The organism is Oceanospirillum sediminis (assembly GCF_014164585.1).
GTDB classification, from domain to species: Bacteria; Pseudomonadota; Gammaproteobacteria; order Pseudomonadales; family Halomonadaceae; genus Oceanospirillum; species Oceanospirillum sediminis.
The window spans coordinates 23370-46950 of the sequence record NZ_JACJFM010000024.1; the positions used below are offsets into that span (position 1 = coordinate 23370).

General features: G+C 47.7%; 21 protein-coding genes. 6 read left to right on the forward strand and 15 right to left on the reverse strand.

What is annotated here, in order from left to right:
• The gene (locus H4O21_RS16280; RefSeq protein ID WP_182809933.1) at positions 1 to 1938 is read left to right on the forward strand and encodes a PhoX family protein; all 1938 of its coding nucleotides are present in this window, start codon (positions 1 to 3) and stop codon (positions 1936 to 1938) included.
• A gap of 90 nt (positions 1939 to 2028) precedes the next feature.
• On the opposite strand, the gene H4O21_RS16285 is transcribed toward H4O21_RS16280, so the two are convergent.
• Positions 2029 to 2550 (reverse strand): YqiA/YcfP family alpha/beta fold hydrolase, encoded by a 522-nt coding sequence (locus H4O21_RS16285; protein WP_182809934.1) that lies wholly within the window; start codon positions 2548 to 2550, stop codon positions 2029 to 2031.
• A gap of 33 nt (positions 2551 to 2583) precedes the next feature.
• Complete coding sequence (locus tag H4O21_RS16290; protein WP_182809935.1) at positions 2584 to 3255, reverse strand: acyltransferase; 672 nt, start codon at positions 3253 to 3255, stop codon at positions 2584 to 2586.
• Positions 3256 to 3678: 423 nt separating this feature from the next.
• Here H4O21_RS16290 and H4O21_RS16295 point away from each other — a divergent pair, with 423 nt between their 5' ends.
• A complete protein-coding gene (locus H4O21_RS16295; protein ID WP_182809936.1) occupies positions 3679 to 4020 on the forward strand; it encodes a carboxymuconolactone decarboxylase family protein in 342 nt (113 codons plus the stop codon).
• 107 nt (positions 4021 to 4127) lie between these two features.
• On the opposite strand, the gene H4O21_RS16300 is transcribed toward H4O21_RS16295, so the two are convergent.
• Positions 4128 to 5309: a pyridoxal-phosphate-dependent aminotransferase family protein gene (locus tag H4O21_RS16300; RefSeq protein ID WP_255487339.1), complete on the reverse strand. Its 1182-nt coding sequence runs from the start codon at positions 5307 to 5309 to the stop codon at positions 4128 to 4130.
• 372 nt (positions 5310 to 5681) lie between these two features.
• On the opposite strand from H4O21_RS16300, the gene H4O21_RS16305 reads away from it, so the two are divergent.
• A complete protein-coding gene (locus H4O21_RS16305) occupies positions 5682 to 6470 on the forward strand; it encodes a substrate-binding periplasmic protein (RefSeq protein WP_182809937.1) in 789 nt (262 codons plus the stop codon).
• A 204-nt stretch (positions 6471 to 6674) separates the two neighbouring features.
• On the opposite strand, the gene H4O21_RS16310 is transcribed toward H4O21_RS16305, so the two are convergent.
• Positions 6675 to 7424: a DNA/RNA non-specific endonuclease gene (locus H4O21_RS16310; protein WP_182809938.1), complete on the reverse strand. Its 750-nt coding sequence runs from the start codon at positions 7422 to 7424 to the stop codon at positions 6675 to 6677.
• Between the two features lie 288 nt (positions 7425 to 7712).
• Between H4O21_RS16310 and H4O21_RS16315 the strand changes: the two genes are divergently transcribed.
• The gene (locus H4O21_RS16315) at positions 7713 to 8195 is read left to right on the forward strand and encodes a bactofilin family protein (protein ID WP_182809939.1); all 483 of its coding nucleotides are present in this window, start codon (positions 7713 to 7715) and stop codon (positions 8193 to 8195) included.
• A gap of 230 nt (positions 8196 to 8425) precedes the next feature.
• On the opposite strand, the gene H4O21_RS16320 is transcribed toward H4O21_RS16315, so the two are convergent.
• A complete protein-coding gene (locus H4O21_RS16320) occupies positions 8426 to 9262 on the reverse strand; it encodes an AraC family transcriptional regulator (protein WP_255487340.1) in 837 nt (278 codons plus the stop codon).
• A gap of 134 nt (positions 9263 to 9396) precedes the next feature.
• Between H4O21_RS16320 and H4O21_RS16325 the strand changes: the two genes are divergently transcribed.
• Entirely contained in the window at positions 9397 to 9801 is a 405-nt protein-coding gene (locus H4O21_RS16325) for a rhodanese-like domain-containing protein (protein ID WP_182809940.1), read from the forward strand.
• Between the two features lie 202 nt (positions 9802 to 10003).
• Here H4O21_RS16325 and H4O21_RS16330 read toward each other — a convergent pair whose 3' ends face one another.
• The 10 genes from H4O21_RS16330 to H4O21_RS16375 all read right to left on the reverse strand — a co-directional run bounded on the left by H4O21_RS16330 (position 10004) and on the right by H4O21_RS16375 (position 22433).
• On the reverse strand, positions 10004 to 12028 hold the full coding sequence (locus tag H4O21_RS16330; RefSeq protein ID WP_182809941.1) for a PhoX family protein: 2025 nt from the start codon (positions 12026 to 12028) through the stop codon (positions 10004 to 10006).
• 249 nt (positions 12029 to 12277) lie between these two features.
• Positions 12278 to 13585, reverse strand: coding sequence for a Xaa-Pro dipeptidase (pepQ, locus tag H4O21_RS16335; protein ID WP_182809942.1), 1308 nt, complete (start codon positions 13583 to 13585; stop codon positions 12278 to 12280).
• 151 nt (positions 13586 to 13736) lie between these two features.
• Complete coding sequence (locus H4O21_RS16340; RefSeq protein ID WP_182809943.1) at positions 13737 to 14681, reverse strand: LysR family transcriptional regulator; 945 nt, start codon at positions 14679 to 14681, stop codon at positions 13737 to 13739.
• Between the two features lie 173 nt (positions 14682 to 14854).
• The gene (locus H4O21_RS16345) at positions 14855 to 15997 is read right to left on the reverse strand and encodes a M14 family metallopeptidase (protein ID WP_182809944.1); all 1143 of its coding nucleotides are present in this window, start codon (positions 15995 to 15997) and stop codon (positions 14855 to 14857) included.
• Positions 15998 to 17026, reverse strand: coding sequence for an ABC transporter ATP-binding protein (locus H4O21_RS16350; protein WP_182809945.1), 1029 nt, complete (start codon positions 17024 to 17026; stop codon positions 15998 to 16000).
• 3 nt (positions 17027 to 17029) lie between these two features.
• Positions 17030 to 18025 (reverse strand): ABC transporter ATP-binding protein, encoded by a 996-nt coding sequence (locus H4O21_RS16355; RefSeq protein ID WP_182809946.1) that lies wholly within the window; start codon positions 18023 to 18025, stop codon positions 17030 to 17032.
• 6 nt (positions 18026 to 18031) lie between these two features.
• Positions 18032 to 18994, reverse strand: a complete 963-nt coding sequence (locus H4O21_RS16360; RefSeq protein WP_220495698.1) for an ABC transporter permease — start codon at positions 18992 to 18994, stop codon at positions 18032 to 18034.
• Between the two features lie 15 nt (positions 18995 to 19009).
• On the reverse strand, positions 19010 to 19984 hold the full coding sequence (locus H4O21_RS16365) for an ABC transporter permease (RefSeq protein ID WP_182809947.1): 975 nt from the start codon (positions 19982 to 19984) through the stop codon (positions 19010 to 19012).
• A 172-nt stretch (positions 19985 to 20156) separates the two neighbouring features.
• On the reverse strand, positions 20157 to 21713 hold the full coding sequence (locus H4O21_RS16370) for an ABC transporter substrate-binding protein (protein WP_182809948.1): 1557 nt from the start codon (positions 21711 to 21713) through the stop codon (positions 20157 to 20159).
• 300 nt (positions 21714 to 22013) lie between these two features.
• On the reverse strand, positions 22014 to 22433 hold the full coding sequence (locus H4O21_RS16375; protein WP_182809949.1) for an acyl-CoA thioesterase: 420 nt from the start codon (positions 22431 to 22433) through the stop codon (positions 22014 to 22016).
• 374 nt (positions 22434 to 22807) lie between these two features.
• Here H4O21_RS16375 and H4O21_RS16380 point away from each other — a divergent pair, with 374 nt between their 5' ends.
• Entirely contained in the window at positions 22808 to 23521 is a 714-nt protein-coding gene (locus tag H4O21_RS16380; protein WP_182809950.1) for a helix-turn-helix transcriptional regulator, read from the forward strand.
• Positions 23522 to 23581: the final 60 nt, after the last annotated feature.

The following is a 23581-nucleotide window of genomic DNA, read 5'->3' on the forward strand; positions in this document are numbered from 1 at the left end:
ATGGCTGATAAGCAGTGGGATGCGGATGAAGATAAACGCACCAGTCCGTCTAAGCACCCGGGCCTGAATGATATTCTGCAGCATCTCTCGACAGATAATCCTGACGACGATCGTCTTCGTGATCGTTTGTTATCTGGCGATAAAAAGAAAAAGAAAAAACGTCGTAAGGATTTTGCTTTTGCAGGTTTGCCACAGGGCGTTGATGGAACGCATCATGTGGCGAAGGGTTATCGGGCTGATATTCTGATTCGCTGGGGTGATCCGGTGACACATGATGCACCGGATTTTGATCCTGACAATCAGTGCGCCTGGGCTCAGGCCCGACAGTTTGGTTACAACAATGATTTCGTGGGATTTATGCCTCTGCCCAGAGAGTCTATGAATCCTGACTGCGGTCTGCTGGCCGTTAACCACGAATACACTTCACGCAAGCTGATGTTTCCTGAGCATAGTCGCAAAAAAGGCAAAAAAGCGGATTATGAAAAAGAGTTGTGTGAAATTGAAATGGCCGCTCATGGTATGTCGGTTATCGAGATTGAAAAGGACCGTAAAGGGCGTTGGCAGATCGTGCGCTTCAGCCCTTATAACCGCCGTATTTCACCGCTGACGACGACCATTGATATTTCGGGTCCAGCGGCAGGCCATGAGCGAATGAAGACCGGGTATGATCCCAAAGGTCGTCATGTCATCGGTACTCTGAATAACTGTGCCGGTGGCGTTACCCCCTGGGGTACGGTGCTGACAGCAGAGGAAAACTTTAACGGCTACTTCTGGGGAGCGAAAAAAGATCATCCGGAAAAAGCGAAACTGAAGCGTTATGGCGTTCCGGGTAAGTGGTTTGAATGGGGTAAACACTTCAGTCGCTTTAATATCGAAAAAGAGCCTTATGAACCTAATCGATTTGGCTGGCTGGTGGAAGTTGATCCTTATGATCCTTATGCCCGCCCGGTAAAGCGTACCGCTCTGGGTCGCTTTAAGCATGAAGGTGCAGCCATTGTACTCAATGTTGATGACAGGGTTGTGATTTACTCAGCAGATGACCAGAGTGGTGAATACCTGTACAAGTTTGTTTCAGACGATAAATTTGATGCAACGGATCGTCGGGGCAATTTCTCTTTGCTGGATAAAGGAACTCTGTATGTTGCCCGTTTCGAACAATCCGGCGCAGTGAGCTGGTTACCTCTGGTTTACGGTCAGGGAGTATTAACTGAGGAGAATGGTTTTAACAGTCAGGCTGATGTAGTGATTGATGCTCGTCTGGCCGCCGATAAGCTGGGAGCTACAGCACTGGATCGCCCTGAAGACGTTATTATAAACCAGAAAAATGGAGCTGTTTACGTCATACTGTTGGGGGAATCCGGGCATTCAGATGATGCACTGGATGGCCGTATTCTTGAAATCACTGTTAGTAAACATGATCATGCCGCTGTTGAATCCGCCTGGGATATTCTACTGCATACTGATGGCATTAATCCGGCAGAGGATAGTAACACTGGCACGGATGATGGTGCAGCAGCAACGTCAGCGCATTCTGGTATGCAGGAAGACTGGTTAATTGCCCCGGATAATGGTGCGGTCGATAATCAGGGGCGATTATGGGTGACGACTGACCAGGGTGAAAACTGGGGGCAGTCCGGTTCTGCAGATGGTATCTGGGCGGTAGAAACCCGTGGTAAACATCGGGGCGCTGCTCGTATGTTCTTCAGGGTGCCTGTCGGCGCTGAAATGGCCAGCCCGACCTTTACGCCAGATGATAAAACCATGTTTATTTCGGTGCAGCATCCGGGCTCAGATGGCTCGAAACAGTATCCTGATTTTGCCCGTGAGTCCACCTTCTCTGACCCATTAACCCGCTGGCCGGATTTCCGTTCTGATACGCCTCCAAGACCTTCTCTGGTGGTTATCAGTAAGAAGGATGGCGGTGTGGTTGGCAGCTGACGTATTGCGCGGGTAAACACTGTATATTCCGGCACAATGCCGGAATATACAGAAACTCCGGAGCGTCACTATGATCCAAATCTGACAGCTTTACTGGCTGACCCTGTTCAGAAAAGACCTGAAATCTTCTTCTATAATATCCAGGCTATCACTGAGCCTGTGATCATCAGCGAGCAGGTGTATTGGTGTGTCTGTTTTCTGTGCTGCTTCATTGCTATGACTCCAGGGAATAACGCCATCGAATAGACCATGAATGATGAAACGCTCTCTGGCATTCATTTCAGGCCATTGCGATGGGTAGTTCTCCATCCCCAGAGCCGGTGCCATCAGAAATAATCCGGCAGCCGGATGGTATTGCGTTGCCCGAGCAGCGATATAGCCTCCCATACTTGAGCCTGTCAGAATGAGTTCTTTCTCAGGTATCCGGGTCTCGCTAAGATATGTCCGCAGCATCTGAAGCCTGGATTCGGGGTCATCCGGGTTATCTGCCGTCAGGTAGTTCAGTGCTGAATATTCATAGCCCAGTTGATGGGCGATACCTGATAGCAGACGACCTTTATTACCCCAGGGGCCACTTTCCTTGCCATGAATAAAACAGATATGCAAAGGCATGATATTCTCCTGCTGCCAGTGTATTGGCCTGAGTTAGTTGTCTATACCCGTTAATGATCGGGTATAGCCTTCAGGTTTGTTCCTTCTGTCTCCGATAATACGAGCAGGATTTCCTGCAACGATGGCATAGTCTGGCACATCCTGAGTGACCATGCTGTTCATGCCTATCACAGCATGATCACCAATAAGGATGCCATCCCGTATTCCTGTGCCTGCACCAATCCATACATCCCGCCCAATTTCGATACCATCAGAGGTATTGGCTTGCTGATAGATTGGTTGAGTGGGCGACATACCGTGATTGAAGGCAAAGATCCGGCATTGATTTGCTATACGGGTCTGATCTCCGATTCTGATACCCGCTTTACCGCCATCAAGAGAACAACTGTGATTGATAGCCACTTCATTGCCTATTGTCACTGGCCCATGAATAAAGGTGTGAGCGGCAACAAATGACTGATTCCCCAGACTGACCGGACGTCCTGGCTCTGCAAAAATGGCGCACTCTGGTGAGATAAAGCAGTGCTCTCCGATATGGACTGTTTCAAGTTCCTGAAGCGTTTGCTGGATTTCAGTTTGCCAGGGACCAGCCCAGCGCATATGCTTAGTTTTAAGGCGATAATAAAGCCAGGGCATCCAGCTAAGACGTTTTTTGTGCTGCTCTGTGTATCGAGCCCGGATATCCGAAGAAGTATCAGAGGTCATAAATCACTAAAAGGTGGATAGTATTCAGAAGGTCAAAGGTAATTCTGATCTGCCGCATCGGTTAGTGCAAGTTTACTGGTAAGAAAAATGAATATGCTATTCCTCTTATTGATCATGACTAGGTCCGGGGACGAAGAGTTTTCAGGCAATGATTAATGCTTCTTGTCTGGTACAGGACTGAGCAGAGATCAGATTCAGTTTGCCGATAATATACTGTTAGCTGTACCTGTTAATATCTGGGTGAATCCTGAGAAAGACTATGGTAACTATTTGATTCAATTGCTTAAATAGAGTAATTGCCCGAATTTTTTATGACCTGCTGGTCAGTTACGTGGTCTGAAAAATAATCTAAATAAGATATGTCTCATGTATAATCTGTCCCATATTTTGACATGACAATTGTTGATGTTTTGGGATGGTTCTATGAGTAAAAGTTACAAGCAGATTAATCAGGATCAGAGATCACTGGGACAAGCGTATCGTAAAGAAAGCCCGGATACGATGAGCGCTTTTATTGAATTACATAAAGCCGCGTTTGCAGAAGGTGATCTGTCAGTTAAGTACAAAGAGCTGATTGCGACGGGTATTGCTATTGCAGCCCGATGTGATGGCTGTATCGCTGCTCATGTTCAGGCCGCGCTGAAAGCAGGAGCGAGTAAACAGGAACTGGTTGAGACGATTAACGTGGCAGTACTCATGGGAGGCGGGCCTTCCGTTATCTACGGTACTCAGGCGTTGTCTGCTGTAGAAGAGCTGGCTCAGTAACATAGCGGAACTATCTCTGCGGCATGGGTAAAATGGTGACCGGTTTAGTCGAATGAAATGCCGAGGCAGAGCAGGTTCACATAGTGTGAACCTGCAGATCATACCAGTTAGTTCTGATAAACCTTTGCAGCCGCTTGTGCCGCACCCTGACCAACATCGATTCCCTGCTCACGAATAGTGTTTTCAAGCGCATCCAGACACTGCATCACATTACGGCGGTTACAGCTGGCTCCCATCAGGCCAATGCGCCATACTTTTCCTGCCAGAGCACCTAAGCCAGCACCGATTTCCAGACTGTAGTTCTGCAGTAATGCAGAGCGAACAGCGGCTTCATCAACACCTTCCGGTACTACGACAGAGTTTAACTGTGGCAGACGATATTCTTCATCAACCAGCAATTCCAGACCCATTGCTTCCAGACCCGCTTTCAGAGCCTGATGGTGCAGATCATGTCGTGACCATGCATTCTCCAGCCCCTCATTCAGCAGCAGTACCAGAGATTCATGCAGTGCATACAGTGCATTAACCGGAGCCGTATGATGATAAGCACGCTTACCGCTTCCACCCCAGTACCCCATAACCAGGTTTGTATCCATGAACCAGCTGGCTACCGGTGTTTTTCGGGCTTTAACGACTTCAACGGCTTTGTTACTGAACGTCACCGGAGAAATGCCAGGCGGACATGACAGACATTTCTGAGTACCACTATACAGAGCATCGATGCCCCAGCCGTCAACATCCAGTTCAACGCCACCCATCGAGGTGACTGCATCAACAATAGTCAGTGCATTGTTTTTCTGAGCGATCTGACACAGTGTTTTTGCATCAGAGCGTACGCCAGTAGAGGTTTCGGCGTGTACAAACGCAAGAATCTTAGCATCAGGGTGTTCTGCAAATGCGGCTTCGACTTTTGCCGGATCAACAGGTTGTCCCCACTCATCTTCGACCATAATGGCAGTACCGCCGTAGCGCTCAACATTTTCACGCATACGGCCACCGAATACACCGTTCTGGCACACAATCACTTTGTCACCGGCTTCAACCAGGTTTACAAAACAGGTTTCCATACCTGCTGAGCCTGGAGCGGATACCGGCATGGTCAATTCGTTTTCAGTCTGCAGAACAGCTTTCAGCATTGTTTTGACCTGATCCATCATTGAGATGAACTCAGGGTCCAGGTGGCCAATAATAGGGCGAGCCATGGCAGCCAGTACTCTTGGATCCACGTCTGATGGACCCGGTCCCATCAGAGTCCGAACAGGTGGATGAAAAGAGCTGTATGTTGTCATTATATTAATCCTTATCTGGGTATGCCCCGTAGCTTTCAGCCTGTCGGGCTATTAAATCTGGGCAGTGACTATGTACCTGAGCAAACGTTTCTTTGCAAAACTTGCCATATTCTCCAGCCGTTGACTGGAGATTATCGAAACACTCTGGTTCAGATGCGTATTGTTTCGTGATATTGCCCACAGTGACATTAGCATTTGGGCTGAAACAATGTGAGTCAGATAGTCCAGAAATTACACAAAAACGATGCATTGCACAAATTATCCTGTCTGGACATCCCGGAAAAATCGACTAGTTTTCAAAGAGATCGCTGTAAAAATAAGTTTGTCACTGAGAACGGAATGCCGTATGCAGAGCGCATAGCAGGATGTTATATGGATAATCGTTTATCTCTTTCTTGTTGTCTTCTGGCTGTTCTGGCTTTTTCTGCGCAGAGTGATACCAGAGAAGATTGTCAGCCATTAATTATGACTGCTCACCCCGAGTACCCTCCTTATCACTGGAGAGAGGGGGGGCTGATTGCAGGGGCCAGTGTAGAACTTACTGGTAAAATTCTGGATGAGATGGGTATTTCCTGGATCAGTACTTACCGGGGACCATGGAAAAGGACCCTGAATGCTGTTCGCAGAGGGGATGTCGATATGGTTGTAGCTCTGAAGAAAACAGCAGAGCGTGAAATGTATATGGAATATACCAGTGAGCCTATTTTTCAGAACCCTTTTGCGATATTTGTTCACCAGTCCTCAGTCTTTGAATATAACCAATGGAGTGATCTGATCGGAAGATATGGGGGAAAGAATGCTGGTGATCGTTATGGTCAGGCATTTGATAATTTTGTAAAGAGTAAATTAACCGTTGAAGTCGCGTATTCAACGGACAGTAATTTTCAGAAGTTGAAAAAAGGCCGGATAGATTATTTTATTCATGGTCGTTATGTAGGGCTGGCTCATTTATCTCAAAGAGATGATGGTCACGAGTTTCTGGTCTCAGATAAGAACCTCAATGATGGCTTTATTCATAGCGCATTCAGTAAAAAGTCGCCCTGTCTTCATCTGCTACCTGAAATCAGTTTACGCTATCAACAGATGCTGATTAGCGGAGAAGCAGAAAAGATTCTTCAGGATAATATAAAGAAATGGGCCGAAGCAGAGTCTGCCCATTAAACCAGGGAATATGTTTCATCTTAATATCGCTGAACATATCGGAGCGCTACTATGTACTGTGCGGCAGGTTGTGTGGGGACCGCCGTTAATTCTTTTCGCTAAGCACTTCACATCAATATTTCTTTCCTCTCCGGCCAGAGAGGCCAGAGAGGCAAAAGATATACATATCGAAAAGCTTGTGCAGGTACGCTTCAGGCTGAGTCATCAGCCCTTATTGCAATTTTTAGGTAAAGACCAGGACTTACTGGCAGTATAATTCTTCAGGTTATCGGGGATTTCCCGGATTTTTTCGCCAGTCAATTGCTCAATCTCTTTAATAGAAACCAGATAGTCATCCAGCTTTTTACGCCTGGCGTCTTCTTTATTAGGTACAATCCAGCTGATAATCTGTTCGTTACCCGGAGTACCTTTCAGTATCAGTTTCCACATTGCATCCGGGGTACGAATACCGTGACTGTGCAGGAAGTGGTCATCACTGCTGTCATTGCCCCAGACAACACCACCTATAACCAGCAACTCTTCCTGGTCACGATGACATTCAATGATCTCTTCCGTTCTTAACCAGGCGCCTCTGTTTGCATTGGCAGATTGAGGAATGATATTGCTCATGTAGTTCGAGTCTTTGATTGCGGCCGGATCTGAGTCCATATGGTTGGCCGGTACCAGGTGTCCTCGATCATAACGGCCCTCAGGGAATTTGCCTTTATATGATTTGGATGAGAGCTGGCGACAATTTTCAGGAATTTTTTTGTCCAGGTAAAACTTATGATGGCGTTTTGCATTACCTGTGTCGCGTTGGGCATTATAACGAAAACGAACAGCGCCTCTTTGTTCGCAATCCAGCCAGATAGTAAAGCCGGTATAATCCAGCCTTATTATCTGATCTGATTTATGATTATCAGAAAAAGCAGGCAGGGAAGTCAGTAATAAAAGTGTAGCAATAAGGTGTCGCATAAAAATCTCCGTAATATGCGGTTATATGCCTTAATTCTAACACTTGTTGCGAAGCTATGGCGCTATATGTCGCAGTTGCCTGTTAATTCTGTTGTTTTTTTTATCTATATCTTTCCTCTGGCTTACCTGTGTTTAATCAGAATTCAGCCTGCTTTTTCAGCAGGTGATCAGGCAATTTTTCAGCCCTTTACCCAGATTTGTGATGGAGTCGATATTTTGTAATTTTAACGTTAGTTTATGTTATAAAATGTGTGTATCTTTGAGTGATCCACTTCAGGAGCACTCGTTATGTTCAGCCGTAAAGATCAACCTCAGAGCCCATCTCAGGCCAGCGATCTGATTTCCATCGGGTCAGAAATTGTTGGTGATCTGCGTTTTAATGGTAGTTTGCGTATTGAAGGAAGAATTTTTGGTAATCTGATTGCTGATGATGATTCCGGAGCAACGGTCATTATTTGTGAGTCCGGTATGATTATGGGGGAGTTATCTGTTCCTGTTGCTATTATCAGGGGGACCGTTCAGGGCGATGTACATGCCTGTAAACATCTTGAACTCTCTGAGTCTGCCTCAGTGGAAGGCGATGTGTTTTATGACATGATCGAAATTGAATGCGGTGCTGGTGTTACTGGCAAGCTGGAAGCAATATATCGGAATGATACTCCGGGAAATCCGTCTATGCCGAAACGACGTACGCAACCTGAGCCTAATTGGACAAAGTTTACTGATCAATCTGCTTCTGTTACCCATCTTGCTAAAAAAAGCAGCAGATAGTCTATGTGTACAGTCAATCGGAATTCAATGTCGAAGAGCCCGGATAACCACTGATTCTACGGCAAGTATTTTCTTTTTAATCGTTATTATTACCCCGCATCTTGCCAGTTTTCTGATCAATCAGAGAACTGTTTTTTCTGATATCTGAAAACCACCGCTTATGGCTGTGATGATTGTTTTTTATGAATCGGAAAAATGTTGCGCGGGGTCGTAGTTTCTGAATAAAACCTTTAATCATCAGAGCTATCGACAGAATGAGTCCGGTTTGTCTGAAACCGGTTCGGGCTCAGACCTGTTTGCTGCCGAAACATATAGATAAAAGAAGATGCTGAGTTATAACCCAGTTCAAAAGCGATGTGGGTAACACTCCGGCCTGCATTCAATAACTCTATCGCTTTGTGTAAACGTAACTGCCGTCGCCAGTGTTGCAGACCGATACCTGTGGCCTGTTTAAACCGGCGCTCTAATGTACGTTTAGATAAATTCAGGGTGGCAGCCAGTTCAGCGGTGGTTCTTCTGTCTGCGGGGTGATCGTACAAATACTGGCACAGCCGATGAAACTGGGGATTGTCAGGCCAGGGCAGACGTTGATGATCCTGCTGTAATCTGGGAAGTACGGCCAGAATCATTGCCATCACCTGATTTTCATAACCCTGTTGCTGATATTGTGCAGGAAACTCAGCTGCTTCTGATATCAGAGCCTTTATCAAAGGCGACATTAACAGAACCTGATTTTTATCCGGTAGTTGATCGTAGCGACAGTCAATATAGAGGCTTTTTAGTTCTGCGCCGTAGTGACTGCTGACTTCATGTCTTGTTCCTGCTGGTAACCAGACTGCTTTTTCCGGTGGAATAAACAATCGTTCACCTGTGACATCTGCAATAAGTACTCCGGATACCGCATAAAGTAACTGATGCCACGGATGCTGGTGTCTGGGGAAGTAATGCCCTGGCGGCATCACTTCCTGACGAATGTATAACTGCCGGGGTAAGGTCTGCATTTCAGGCAAAGGCAGTACTTTTATCATGCTGTCTGTTTCTGTTTGCACCGAAGATAATAAAGCCATCGTCATATCCTTGCATATGCTGGTGACGCTGAATCGATATATTTTGTCTTTATGTATAGAGAATGCGCTATAGCTCATCTATTAGTATTTAAGTCAGATAATGATCAATGAGTTATTTTTTCAAGGAGATCAGCATGACAATAAAAATAACAAAAGGCATTTATCAACTGGTAGAAGAAGCCAATCAGGTTGTGGAAGAGATTTCAGTAGAACAAGCACAGGCCTTGCACGGCCAGGACGGTATTCAGTTTGTAGATATTCGTGATGTTCGCGAGCTACAACGTGATGGTGTTATTCCGGGGGCTTATCATTGTCCCAGAGGGATGCTGGAGTTCTGGGTTGATCCTGAAAGCCCTTATGCAAAAGAAATTTTCCAGCAGGAGCTGACCTTTGTGCTGTATTGTGGCGGTGGATTACGTTCAGCCCTTGCCGGACGGACGATTATTGATATGGGGTTGACGAATGTTAAGCATGTTCACGGTGGCTTTGCCGCCTGGCGCAAAGCCGGGGGACAGATTGAAGAATACAAAAAGGGCTGAAATATCATTATGAGCCAGGCCTGCGCTTTTGAGATCTGCTATCTCTGGAGCTGCGAGCAGAGCATGTTGAGTGATAACAAGCCTCTGTCAGAAAAGCCCTGACTAATCGCCAGGGCATCTGTAATATGACCGGAACTTTTCAGTTCCGGTTCCTATCTGTACTCATATACTCTGTTGATACAGACGTCTGAGTACTGATAGCTTAAACAGCAATTGGGCCACCATCGGCTTTTTGAATAACAACGGTCGATGCACGTGGCCGCAATATTGTGCCTTCCGGCGTTGCTTCTGTGGCATCATCAGACACCGGCCAGTTACCCGGATGCTGGATATTTACAAACATTGCCGTGTTGTCCGGGCTGAAGGTGATGCCCGTCACTTCACAGCCGTTCGGGCCAACGAAGAAACGCTTCAGCATATCCTGATTGTCAGCAGTAATTACGGTCTGGTTACCTTCAGTATCAACAACAGCAGATGGCACAACAGCCAGAACCTGGTCATTGGTGTCATCGGCAACATCAGAACCGTTATCGGTCTGAATCCACATGATGCCGCGGCTGTCAAAGCCCATGCCATCGGGGCTGGCAAACTCATTCATGGCTGTCAGACCTGAGCGGTTTACGTCAGCAGGAGCAGAGTCATTAGAACCGTAGACGAAGATTTCCCAGTTGAAACCTGTCATGTCATCTTTCTCATCCCAGCGGATGATATGACCATATGGGTTATCAACACGTGGGTTAGCCGCATTGGCTTCTTCGCGTTTGGTGTTATTGGTCAGTGTGAAGTAAACCTTATCGTCAACTGGATTCAGTGCACACCATTCTGGACGATCCATCGGAGTCGCACCAACAGCATCTGCTGCGCCACGGGTGTTCAGGATAATACCAGCCAGATCACCGAACTTATCCCCCAGTGTCTGCCCATCCTGAGCGACGGTATTAACCGTCAGAGGCAGCCATACGCCGGTACCGTCCGCATCAAAACGGGCTACGTACAGGGTACCGTCATCCATGTATTTGGCACCCGTTGCCAGACGATCAGTCGGATTAGCATCTGCCGGGTTCCACAGTTCACGGGATACAAACTTGTAGATGTATTCGAAGCGTGAGTCATCACCAGAATAGAAAACAACCGGCTGGCCTTCTTCCAGTTTGCCTGGCCAGCAGCCCTCGTGACGGAAGCGGCCCAGCGCAGTACGTTTTACAGCACGGCGAGAGGTATCGAACGGATCGATCTCAACAATGTAGCCGAAAGTGCTGCCTTCATTGCGATAATCCTGTGTTGCATCTACTCCGGTTGGCGTGATGTTAAAGCGAGCAAACTCGCCCTCTGATTCCGACAGATCCCCTGCTGCTGTTTCCCAGCCATAGCGGCTCTTGTTGCTGAACCCGATGCGCTCCTGTTCCGCGGTCATAGTGCCATCATGAACAAAGATGTTTGGCCAGTTCTCTTCACAGGTCAGGTAGGTGCCCCACGGCGTATAACCGTTGCCACAGTTGTTGTTTGTACCACGGGTCCGGGTGCCATCCAGGGAGAAAGGAGTAATCAGATGACTGCTGCCAGCCATGGGGCCAGAAATATCCATGACACTGTCAGAAGTGAAACGGCGGTTCAGTGGATCACTGTCAATCACCTGCCATGTACCGTTGGTACGACGAATACGTACGACAGCCACACCGTGTGCGTAGATCTCTTTACGTACTTCTTCAACCGGGCGATTGCCTGATTCATCCGTAGTGGCACCATTCGGGTGTAACGCGCTCTGATCGATATATTCATGGTTTACAACCAGTAATCCATCATCAGAGCTGCCGTTGATTGGGAAAAAACGCATGCCATCATGGTGCATGCCCATACTGTTCAGCTGGTCAGTTGCAGTGTTGGTGCCATCATTTTTCCAGGCTTCGGCTGTGCTGTTCAGTGGGGTTCCCCAAGGGGCCAGTACAGAGGCTGTGTAGCCCGCAGCCACGACACAGGCATCCGTTTTAGAACCTGAAATGGATTCAAATGCCAGTGCTATGTGATCCATAGTGCCACTATCGGCAGAGTCAGAGTTGTCACTATCGCCAAAACAACCCGTCAGGCCAACGCCAGACAGCATTGCAACAGCGCTGACAATGCCGCCACGGACAACAGAGCGGCGTGACAGGTTAGTTTCAAGAACAGAACTGAATGGGGTGTTTTCACTCTTGTTATGAACAACATCACTGCTGGTGAACTTACTCATCTGGTGGGGTTCCTTAATGGGATTATTCTGCTAATCAGTTTATGAGACAAGCGACACCATAAGGCAGATATATGATTATCTGGTTACCATCAGATGTGTTTTTTGTTGCTTAAATACTACAGAGGTCAACAAGAGTGGAGAATAAATAAACTGCCTCAATCAGCATGATCCTGATTGAGACAGGAAGAGCACGTCAGCGACAGGGCTAACGTTAACTACTCAGAACTTTTATTTTCTGCTCAGGATCAATTAAAGTCTGGCGAAACCATTCCGGGTATAGTTTTCGCTGCCATCTTTCTGTACACAGATATTATCTTCAATACGGATACCACCATAAGGTAACAACTGTTCAACCAGCACCCAGTTGACATGCTCACTGGCAGGGCTGTTTTTCAGCTCCTGAAGCAGTTGCGGGATAAAATATACTCCGGGTTCAACAGTAATAACATAGCCTGCTTCCAGAGTGCGGGTCAGACGCAGGAACGGATGCTCTTCCGGTGGATTAAGCAAAGTACCTGATTCATCCTGTTGCCAGCCGCCCACATCATGAACCTGCAGGCCTAACAGATGCCCCAGCCCGTGCGGATAAAAAGTACGGGTAATGCCTTGCTCCATCTGGATTTCAGGGTTCGCGGTGATAATACCGAAACGATTCAGCAGATCGGCAATCATCAGGTGCATCTGTTCATGCAGAGCAATAAAGTTGCTACCGGCACTGATCTGGTTGCATAGCTGTAGCTGAAGGTCATCCAGACCACGTACCAGATCGGCAAACAGAGATCCTTCCGGAGTAAATGTCCGGGTGATATCTGCCGCATAGCCGTTAAAGCGTGCTCCGGCATCAATCAGCAATGTACGATGCTGATCCGGTACACTGCGTTGCTGGAACTGATAATGTAGCACTGCAGCATGCTCGTTCAGACCTACGATATTGTCGTATGGCATATCCCGCTCGTTATGAGCAATTGCATTCAGATAGTGCTGATGGATTTCATATTCGCTCTTACCGGCTTTAAAAGCCGTTTCTGCTGCGGCATGGCCTTTTACTGCCAGGTAGTTTGCTTCGCGCAGGCAATGCTGTTCCCATTCGTTTTTGATGGCCCGGTGGAAGTCCAGAGCTTTAATCAACCCTTGAGGGTTCTGAGAAACACTGGCACTTTTCAGCTCTGGCATCTGCTCATTAATCATTGCTGTACTCAGGGTGCTCAGTGCTGATTCTATCGCAGCAAAGTCATCATAGGCCTGAATATCAAAAGCCTTTGTCCATTCATCAGACGGCAGTTCCGGTGTTTTATGCCAGAAATCTGTTGGCGCATGATAAAACAGTACTGGTGTCTGATGCTCTCTGATCAGTAACCAGCAGTCCGGATGTTCCGCCAGAAAGGGAATCCAGAGCATAAAATGAGGGTTTGGACGAAAAGCATAACGGGTATCATCCAGAAAGTGCCTGTGCAAACTACCTGAGCCTATCAACAGCTGGTCAAAGCCATGCTGAGTGACCAGATGATGGGTACGCAACTGAAGCTGTTCGATATGCTGAAAATAAGCCTGGATCATAAGGCGTTGCTCCTGCCAGAAAAGAAAAGATTAACCCGGACCAACGGCATAACAAACGACCGGGTTAATCATCAAAATGGATGGCTGATCCGGATCAGCAGAATCCGTTCAGCCATATTAGTGTTTATATCTGCCTCTTATAATGAGGGCTTCAATCATGGATCTGGATAGACTGATTCCTGATCGCATCTTCTAACCGATTCCACAGTTGGCGTACATTCGGGTGAGGATTCTGCCGGTTTCGATAAATACGAATTTGCACTGTCACTTGCCATTGGTCACTGCCAGCGATACTCAGGCTGCCATGTTCCAGGCTGCTTTTTACCAGACGTTTGGGCACCCAGCCAAAGCCAAAACCTTCTTTAATCATGGCTTTAACACTGACCGAGTGAACATTCTCATTCATCGTAATCAGCTGTGGCGGCTCAGGTTGCTGCTGCATATAGTGATCCAGCACGGCACGCATAAAGGAGTTTTCGTAATAGCCAATATAAGGTAGAGGCTGAGTTTTCATGCCTGGTAAGACATAGAGAGGCCTGCCATCTTCATCATTGGCGGTTACCGGGATCAGTTTCTCTTCCGCTATGACCAGGCTTTCAAAGCGCTCATCGTCAAGCTCTCGGGCCTCAATCATTGCCGGATGCCAGAAACACAGTACCAGGTCGCACTCCCCCTGTGCTAAAGCAGCAACAAAATCGGCACCCACCCAGGAAGTCGATTTAAGATTCAGGCCAATAGGCAGTTCATTCCGCTCACAAAACGGTAACATGAGGGAGCGATACAGGGTCAGGTATAACGTTTGCGTTGTTGCAAAGGTAATACGATTACTTTCCTGCTCCCGAATTTCGTTACAACGCACTTTTGTTTCACGGGCAATACGTGAAATCTGCTCGGCCCCGGCCAGAAACACATCTCCGGCTGGCGTCAGGGATAAAGGCAGACTATTACGGTCAATCAGCGTCGTTCCCATCTCTTCTTCGAGCAGCTTAATACGGCGGCTCAGAGTGGGTTGAGTCACATTGCGCTCATCCGCAGCACGGGAAAAATGCCTGGCTTTGGCCAGGGCTATAAAATCGTCCAGCCATCTTACTTCCATAAGGGTACTCTCAGGAATCAGAAAGGATCAGGTTCAGCTACTTTGGATATCAGCTTATCCTGATCAACGTCACAACGAAAATAAATCAGAGCAATGATCTGTTAAGAAAGTCTTACAGATCATTGCCTTAGATATTTCATTGGAATCCTTTCAGGATAGTATCTTTCTGAGATTCAGCGATTAAGCCATTTTTTCAGAGGATACAACAGAGATTCCCCCAGCTTGACTGAACGTTCGGGAGACCAGCCGCACTGTGCGTCCGGACGCAGATCATAATCCTTAAATGGCATCTCCAGAGTCATTGATGGACAATTAAACTGTTTACCGACCCAGAAACTGGCAACGGTAAAGGTTTCAGGTCCGAACTTACCCGGTAGATAACCCCTTTCAAGCTGAAAGTCAGGATTGACTTCTGCCAGATTCTGCTTAAAGCGGACTTCCTGCTCCAGCACATCCTCACTCAGCTGGGGTGCACCTTCCTGACCGGCAATAAAGTTGCAGGGGAGGCCTTCGTCACCATGCAGGTCCAGAAACAGGTCTACACCGGTTTGCAGCATCGCTTCACGCACCAGATACACTTCCGGGCTGCGATCCATAGCCGGTTCCAGCCATTCACGGTTCAGGTTAACACCGCATGCATTGGTTCTCAGATGGCCGCGAATGGCACCATCCGGATTCATATTCGGTACGATGTAGAATACCGCCTGCTCTAGCAGGTACTGAGCCAGAGCGTCATCCTGATCCAGTAAACGCTCGATAATGCCTTCTGTACACCATTCGGCCATGCTTTCGCCGGGATGCTGACGGGCTGTGATCCAGATACGCTTTTTGCCATCCCGTTCTGTACCGATTTTCAGCAGGTTCAGATCACGTCCATCCAGTGTCTGGCCCAGATCATAGATCTGACACAGCTCAGATTGCTGAGCATAGGCCAGCAGATCCAGGTGACGCTCAAAACTGTAAGGTGCAAAGTATGCGTAATAGATACTGTTCTGTTCCGGGCTATGATCAATCATCAGCTCGCCGTTTTCGTAACGGGTCGGCACACGGAACCAGAACTGGCGGTCATATGACGCCACGGCCTGATAGTCTTCCCAGCCATCCAGGTAAGCCGCCTGATCTGCGTTCATAATACGCATGGTCAAAGACTGGTTTGCAGCGCCCTGCACCCGGAAATGGAACCACTGAAAGAAATCGGACTGATGATCTTTACGAATATTCAGCTGAATATTCTGAGGGCTGGACATATCCAGCACCTCAATATTCCCTGAATCAAACGCCGCACTGATACGGAGAGTCTGTTGGGAAAAAGGCATTTACAGACGCCCCTCTTCCACACCGTGGCAGGCCACCTGGCCACCGTCATCGGTTGCGATCAGCATAGGAATTTCCTGCTTACAGCGATCATTAGCATGAGGACAACGACCGTGGAATACACAACCTGAAGGCAGATTCACCGGTGTCGGTACTTCACCCTGCAGTTTAATGTGTGATGGACGATCGTCTTCCAGGCGAGGAATCGCAGATAGCAGTGCCTGTGTATAAGGGTGACGCGGCGCAGCAAACAGCGACTTTGTCGGTGCCAGCTCACACAGAGAACCCAGATACATCACAGCCACACGGGTACCGAAATGTTCTACTACCGACAGATCATGGGTAATAAACAGATAGGTCAGATCACGCTTCTCCTGAGCGTCCATCATCAGGTTCAGTACCTGAGCCTGAATGGATACATCCAGTGCTGAAATCGGTTCATCTGCTACGATAAATTCCGGATCGACCGCCAGAGCACGGGCAATACTGATACGCTGGCGCTGACCGCCGGAGAATTCATGGGCAAAACGCTCGCCCCAGCTTGGATCGATACCTACAGAGAACATCACTTCGTGAACTTTGTCGCGAATTTCGGTCGGCGTCCAGGTCGGGTTATGCAGCTTCACCGGCTCCATCAGCGTCTGACCGATGGTCATACGTGGATTCAGAGATGCGTAAGGGTTCTGGAAGATCATTTGCATCTTCTTGCGATAAGGCATCAGGGCTTTATCTTCCAGATTATCAATACGCTCGCCGCGATAGCTGATATTGCCTTTTGACGGTGTCAGAAGGCCCATAACAGTACGGGCTACCGTTGATTTACCACAACCGGATTCGCCCACGACACACAAAGCTTCGCCTTTGTGAACGTCCAGATTCACACCATTAATGGCGTGAACATACTCCTGCTCACGAACAATCTTGCCGCCTTTAAATTTCAGCTGATCCAGAAAGTCGCCGGAGATATTAAATTTTTTGTACAGATCACGGATCTGTACCAGAGATTCAGGTTGCTGGTTTTCTGCACTCATCACTTATACCTCATCCGTCGACTGTTCTGCTTTTCTCTTCATATCAGCCACCATATGACAGGCCACTTTACAGTTGCCCGAAGCAGTATAGCCCGGTAACTGTTTTGTACAGAGGTCCATGACATAGTCACAGCGAGGATTAAACGCACAACCCACAGGGATGCGTTGCAGTGGAGGCATAGCACCACGAATCTGATTCAGACGCTGCCCCGGAATCGCCATCTGAGGCAGGGCATTCATCAGGCCCTGAGTATAAGGGTGCTGAGCGTCATTGATGATCTCTTTGGTTGGTCCCTGCTCGATAATACGACCGGCGTACATCACAATCGCTTTCTGTGTCACCTGAGATACCACACCCAGGTCGTGAGTAATCAGAATCAGGGCAACATTATTACGATCACACAGTTCAACCATCAGCTCCATGATTTCGGCCTGAATGGTCACGTCCAGTGCGGTGGTTGGCTCGTCAGCAATAATGATATCCGGGTCCATCAGCAGGCCGATAGCAATCACGATACGCTGACGCATACCACCGGACAGCTCATGAGGATACTGATCAATACGGGTTTCCGGTGATGGAATGTACACCTGCTTCAGTTTCTGAATCGCGATAGTACGTGCATCTTCGGTGCTGATTTTCCGGTGTGCTTTCAGACACTCAATCATCTGCTGACCAATAGTCAGAACAGGGTTCAGTGTCATCATCGGGTCCTGGAAGATCATAGAGATGCGGTTACCGCGTACATCTCTCAGCTCTTTTGCTGACAGATCCGCCAGATTTTTGCCATCAAACCAGATCTCTCCACCAGAGATGCGACCCGGTTTAGAGATCAGATTCAGAATCGAAAAGCCCAGTACCGATTTACCAGCACCTGACTCCCCTACCAGCCCCAGTCTTTCACCACGTTCCAGCGAAAAGCTGATGTTGCGCAGTGCTTTAACCGCACCGCTGCGCAGGCCAAAACTGACTTCAAGGTTTTTAACTTCTAACAGTGCCATGGTCTCTTACCCCTTGTACAGTTTTGGATTCAATACATCACGCAGCCAGTCGCCCAGCAGGTTCATTACCAGAACCAGAACAACCAGAACCAGGCCAGGGATTACCGTAATCCACCAGGCACCAGAGAAGATATATTCAAAACCACTGGAGATCAGAGAACCCAGAGATGGCTGAGATGCCGGCATACCCAGTCCCAGGAAGGACAGAGAAGCTTCGGAGATAATGGCGTTTGCCACCTGCACCGTCGAAATAACCAGAATAGGAGACAGGGTATTCGGCAGGATATGACGGAACATGATACGAATCTGTCCCAGGCCCATGACACGTGCCGCATCCACATATTCTTTCTTTTTCTCTGCCAGTACCGAAGCACGAATGGTTCGGGCGTACTGCGGCCACTCCGCAATACCAATCACTAGTACCAGCATCATCATTGCCAGTTCCTGATAGAGTTCAGTACCAAAACTGGCCTGGAACACCGCCAGGACAACAATCGCCACCATCATGGTTGAGAACGACAGCTGCACATCAGCAAAACGCATCAGGATGCTATCGACACGGCCACCACGGTAACCGGCAATCAGGCCGATGATGATACCGATGGTCGCCTGCAGCAGTACCGCGCAGATACCAATGGTCAGAGAGATGCGAGTGCCATAAAGGATAGTTGACCAGAGATCACGCCCCTGAGCATCAGTACCCAGCCAGAACTGAGGATCACCCTCATCTTCATTCCAGCTCGGTGGTAGCTCAGAGTTCATAATATCGATCTGAGTCGGATCATAAGGGTCAAATGGCGCGATAACAGGGGCTAACAGTGCCATCAGTACGTAGCCCATAAAGATAGTGAAACTCAGCTGAGCGACACGGTCTTTAACAAAACTGTGCCATACATGGGTTTCTTTAAAGCGCTGCCACGCCGATGGCGCTTTTTCTGGCAGGTCATTCATAGGATTCTGTGTTGTCATTGTTATGCCTGCCTGTTACTTCTTACCGGCCAGTTTTACAGTCGGATTCACCAGACCATAAATCAGATCCACAATAGTATTGGTGATTACAAAAATCGCACCGACCACAATCAGGTATGCCACAATCAGTGGAGTATCCACACGGTTCACCGCTTCAAGGAACAGGAAGCCCATGCCGGGCCACTGGAATACGGTTTCAGTCAGAATGGTGTATGCCACCATCGTTCCGATCTGAACACCACCGACAGTAATCACCGGCAGCATGGTATTTTTCAGTGCGTGTAAGAAGTAGATTCGGCGGGTCATCAGGCCTTTCGCCCAGGCAAATTTCACATATTCAGACTGCAGTACTTCCATCATTTCAGCACGGATCAGACGAATAAACAGTGGCAGCATAATAGACGCCAGAGAGACGGCTGGCAGTACCAGGTGTGACCAGCCATCGGCTGTCAGCAGGCTGGTTTCAAGGCCGAGTACCTCAACGGTGTCTCCTCGCCCATAAGACGGCATAAGGCCCATCTCAATAGAGAAGAAGTAGATCAGGCCAATGGCCGTCAGGAATACAGGGACAGAGATACCGACAATACTGATGCCCATCACCACTTTCGAAAACCAGCTGTGAGGGTTAATTGCCGAATAAACGCCTAAAGGCACCGATAAACCGATAATGATTAATGATGCACCAAACACCAGCTCTAAAGTCGCCGGAAGCTTATTCAGAATTACTTCAAGCGCAGGTTCTTTAAAGAAATACGAGGTGCCCAAATCCCCCTGCAGGGCATTTTTTACAAAGCGGCCGTACTGTACTAAAAAGGGATCATTCAGGCCCAGCTCATCTCGCAGGGCCTGACGCTCTGCCTCTGACACGGACTGTCCCACCATCTCTTGCAGCGGGTCCCCTAAGTTATCCTGAATGGAAAAGCTGATAAGACTGATGACAAACATCACCAGCACAGCCTGAGCCAGTCGTTTTATAAAAAAAGCTATCATGGTAGTTCTGCCTTAACCACTGTGCATTCCCTGCATCGGAGTTTTTTCTTTTTTATGCTAAGAGCCGGTATCGAGTGATACCGGCTAATTCCGTAAGGCCGGTAGCCACCCTAACAGGCCACCGGTTAACAGAGTGCTGGCCTGAAGATCAATTCAGGCCGTCGTAAAGAACTTAGTCCTCAACAACCAGGTCACCCAGGTATGGGAAGTCCATTACGTTCAGCACAGGCTCAGCTTTAACATTGCTTTTTGCAGCCCATGCCAGGTTCTGCCAGTGCAGAGGAATAAATGCGGCATCGTTGTACAGCATTGTTTCGATCTGTTGCATCATAGCCGCGCGTTTCTTAGGACTGGTTTCAGAGTTTGCCTGATGCATCAGCTTGTCAGCTTCAGGATTACAGTAGTTACCACTGTTGTACTGACCCAGACCGGTTTCGGTATCAGGACATGCAGTCAGGAACTCGAAGAAGTTGTTAGAATCTTCGGTGTCTGCGTGCCAGCCGATCATCATCATGTCTGCAGCACGGGCATCGAACTCACCCCAGTACTGTGCTTTAGGCAGTGTTTTCAGATCAACCTTGATGCCGATCTTAGCCAGCATAGATGCAACAGCCTGAGCGATCTTCTCGTCATTTACGTAACGGTTGTTTGGCGCCATCATCGTGATAGAGAAACCGTTCTCGTAACCTGCTTCTTTCATCAGCTGCTTAGCTTTCTTCAGGTCGTAACGGGGTTTCAGCGCTTCGTTATGACCCAGGTAACCCCATGGACTCATCTGAGCCGCAGGCGTTGCAAAGCCTTTCATAATTTTCTTCACGATACCCTGCTGATTGATTGCATAAGCAATCGCCTGACGTACACGGGCATCTTTAAAGGCTTCAACACGTTCCTGATTCATCTGGAATGTGATGATACGAGTACCACCCATCGTGATCAGGTCGATACCGTCTTTCTGAGCGATACGTTTGTGGTCAGTTGGAGGTACAGGTGCAATGAAATCAACATCACCAGCCAGCAGAGCCGCTACACGAGTCGGAGCTTCTTTAATTGGCGTCAGAACGATCTTGTCTACGTTACCAGGCGATTTTTCATCCCAGTAGTTACCATAGCGGGAGAATTCAACGCGTACGCCCTGCTCACGATAAGATACGGTGAAAGGACCTGTACCGGACAACTGGCGGGAAGCAAAAGAGTTACCATGCTTAACCAGTTTGTCTTTTGGCTCACCGTTTGCGTCGTTGCCTGAATAGAACTTACTGTCCATTGGGAACAGGTAAGTCACGTTGTTCAGAACCAGAGGGAATGGCTTCTCTGTTTTCAGGTCGATGGTATAATCATCAACCACTTTCAGCTCAGAGAAAGGCGCGAAAATGCCTTTGAAATCAGGAGAGTTACGCAGACGGTCGAAAGTGAAAACAACGTCTTTTGCGGTGAAGTCATTACCTGAATGGAACTTGACACCTTTGCGCAGGTGGAAACGCATTGTCAGAGGATCAACTCGCTCCCATTTTTCAGCCAGACGAGGTTCAAAGCCCAGCTTCTTGTCCCAGCGCACCAGAGGATCAAACGTCATGTGCGACAGCTGCAGGGTACCGCCAGACAGTTGCTCATGTGGATCCAGTGACACAGGGTCAGCGTCGTATGCCATTTTCAGAGTTGCTGCATTAGCAGAAGCAACCAGCCCAAGGCTGATCACAGCACTAGCTAGCAGGGATACGTTTTTTTTCATTTTGGTGTCCCGTTCATTGTTATATTTAGAATTGTTACAAAATGATCTGTCTGTCAGAGACAGTCGTCACATACCTGTAATCGAAAACAGCATAGTTCACATAACAAAGACGACCAATTGGAATAACGAAACAGCTCATACGCTATTTAAATAGTTGATACATTTATTTTATCAATAAGCTCATACCTGGCAGGTTATTCCGGCACAAAGAAAACCCTGGTAGTGTTGCCGAAAGGCGATGAAAGAAATAGCGGGGAGTTTCCCAATATATTTTGTTTCAGATAGCAGATCAATGGATGTTCAGGCGTATCGGGAAACCGTTTTTTCTGATGGACGCTGGTGTACCGTCAGTTGCTTGCGAATCCCATCAGGCAAGGGTTCTGATGTTTTTTCCTGAAAATTAAAGTGCACCATAATCGCTTCTCCTTTAGCGGCCAGTTTGCCATTCTGCCAGGCCTCCTGCTGCACCCGGAATGATGCATTGCCAATGTGGCCAATATACGTCTTTATCATTACCTGCTGTCCGTAAAACAGTTCTCCCAGATATTCCACTTCAATTTTTGCCAGGATAAGTCGCCATTTTTTCGGATCCAGATCAGGTGTGAATATTCTGAATAAATCGTTTCTGGCTTCCAGAAACCAGACAGGTAACTTCGTATTGTTAATATGCCCCAGTGCATCAGTGTCACTGAAACCGGGTGTAACGACCTGTTCAAACATCGATTTGACTCCATCAGAGAGTTAACGGCTTCTGGCCTTTTAAGTCTGACGGCCATTATCTCAGCAATTAGTTAACTTATTAAGTTTTTCGGCCGATGCAGTATAGCTTGCCTGATGCGCACCCGAGTAAACATTTTTCTGTTAAATATTGTCGTATTCTCCGACCGACAATTGGAAAATACTGAAATGCTATTGGTCAGGTCTGTATTCTGAATATCCACGAATAAAGCTCAACATCGCCGGAATCACCGGAATGTGGTGAGATGTAAAAAATTGTCTTTTCAGGAATTAATTAACTTGTTAACTACTTTTCAATGAAGTAAGTTAAAACCACGATAACTCATGATCACTGACCTGGTTTTCGGGAGGTCCATATGCTTGCATCTCAACCTGCAACAACACCTAATCCTCTTCAGTTTCAGCATGAATGCCTGAATCTGTTAGGCAGTATGATGGATATATCCAGTGCTGTAGCATATATCGTTGATGAACAAGCTAAACCGATCTGTTATGAGACCTATCAGATGCAACCTGCTATGCACCGGGATTACCTTGAATCCTATCAGCAGATGGACCCGCTTTATCCGGGGCGTTTTCGTTCAGATGGTGATGCTAACGTAGTCCGTATGAATGATCTGGTGCCTTTCCATCAACGTTGTGACAATCTTTATTACAAAGATTTCATTGAACCATGGAAGGTAAATGACATTATTGAGCTGTTTTTTCGGGTGGATGGACAACTCAGAGCTGGTGCAGCATTGATTCTGAAACACTCTGAGCCTCAGTACCGTGCCGAAGAGATGAAAAAGCTGGAAAGCCTGCACCGCTTTATTGAATTTTCTCTGGAGCAGAGTATGCACTCCCCTCGCCAGCTACAATTCGATCAGTTCTGCCAGCACTACCAGCTGACCGCAAAAGAAAGAATGGTGACAGAACTGGTCATCCAGGGACTGCCGAACAAAAAGATCGCCCAGCTTCTCTGCTGTGGTCTGGCAACCATTAAAACTCACTTGCAGCATATCTTTGCCAAACTGTCAGTGAACAGCAAAGCAGAAGTCGTTTCTATGTTGTATATGCAGCGTCAGTAACGATTCATTAAAAGCAGCGCAGTCATCCGTTGAGTATCCATTACAGATGACTGCGTCATA

What these genes read in the sequence shown, in the direction of transcription:
- H4O21_RS16305 (WP_182809937.1), top strand. Translation starts at nt 5,682, where the DNA reads ATGGATAATCGTTTATCTCTTTCTTGTTGTCTTCTGGCTGTTCTGGCT.
- H4O21_RS16365 (WP_182809947.1), bottom strand. Translation starts at nt 19,984, where the DNA reads ATGATAGCTTTTTTTATAAAACGACTGGCTCAGGCTGTGCTGGTGATG.
- H4O21_RS16325 (WP_182809940.1), top strand. Translation starts at nt 9,397, where the DNA reads ATGACAATAAAAATAACAAAAGGCATTTATCAACTGGTAGAAGAAGCC.
- H4O21_RS16345 (WP_182809944.1), bottom strand. Translation starts at nt 15,997, where the DNA reads ATGCCTTTTTCCCAACAGACTCTCCGTATCAGTGCGGCGTTTGATTCA.
- H4O21_RS16285 (WP_182809934.1), bottom strand. Translation starts at nt 2,550, where the DNA reads ATGCCTTTGCATATCTGTTTTATTCATGGCAAGGAAAGTGGCCCCTGG.
- H4O21_RS16310 (WP_182809938.1), bottom strand. Translation starts at nt 7,424, where the DNA reads ATGCGACACCTTATTGCTACACTTTTATTACTGACTTCCCTGCCTGCT.
- H4O21_RS16350 (WP_182809945.1), bottom strand. Translation starts at nt 17,026, where the DNA reads ATGAGTGCAGAAAACCAGCAACCTGAATCTCTGGTACAGATCCGTGAT.
- H4O21_RS16340 (WP_182809943.1), bottom strand. Translation starts at nt 14,681, where the DNA reads ATGGAAGTAAGATGGCTGGACGATTTTATAGCCCTGGCCAAAGCCAGG.
- H4O21_RS16300 (WP_255487339.1), bottom strand. Translation starts at nt 5,309, where the DNA reads ATGACAACATACAGCTCTTTTCATCCACCTGTTCGGACTCTGATGGGA.
- H4O21_RS16380 (WP_182809950.1), top strand. Translation starts at nt 22,808, where the DNA reads ATGCTTGCATCTCAACCTGCAACAACACCTAATCCTCTTCAGTTTCAG.
- H4O21_RS16315 (WP_182809939.1), top strand. Translation starts at nt 7,713, where the DNA reads ATGTTCAGCCGTAAAGATCAACCTCAGAGCCCATCTCAGGCCAGCGAT.
- H4O21_RS16355 (WP_182809946.1), bottom strand. Translation starts at nt 18,025, where the DNA reads ATGGCACTGTTAGAAGTTAAAAACCTTGAAGTCAGTTTTGGCCTGCGC.
- H4O21_RS16320 (WP_255487340.1), bottom strand. Translation starts at nt 9,262, where the DNA reads ATGGCTTTATTATCTTCGGTGCAAACAGAAACAGACAGCATGATAAAA.
- H4O21_RS16330 (WP_182809941.1), bottom strand. Translation starts at nt 12,028, where the DNA reads ATGAGTAAGTTCACCAGCAGTGATGTTGTTCATAACAAGAGTGAAAAC.
- H4O21_RS16370 (WP_182809948.1), bottom strand. Translation starts at nt 21,713, where the DNA reads ATGAAAAAAAACGTATCCCTGCTAGCTAGTGCTGTGATCAGCCTTGGG.
- H4O21_RS16290 (WP_182809935.1), bottom strand. Translation starts at nt 3,255, where the DNA reads ATGACCTCTGATACTTCTTCGGATATCCGGGCTCGATACACAGAGCAG.
- H4O21_RS16280 (WP_182809933.1), top strand. Translation starts at nt 1, where the DNA reads ATGGCTGATAAGCAGTGGGATGCGGATGAAGATAAACGCACCAGTCCG.
- H4O21_RS16360 (WP_220495698.1), bottom strand. Translation starts at nt 18,994, where the DNA reads ATGACAACACAGAATCCTATGAATGACCTGCCAGAAAAAGCGCCATCG.
- H4O21_RS16295 (WP_182809936.1), top strand. Translation starts at nt 3,679, where the DNA reads ATGAGTAAAAGTTACAAGCAGATTAATCAGGATCAGAGATCACTGGGA.
- pepQ (WP_182809942.1), bottom strand. Translation starts at nt 13,585, where the DNA reads ATGATCCAGGCTTATTTTCAGCATATCGAACAGCTTCAGTTGCGTACC.
- H4O21_RS16375 (WP_182809949.1), bottom strand. Translation starts at nt 22,433, where the DNA reads ATGTTTGAACAGGTCGTTACACCCGGTTTCAGTGACACTGATGCACTG.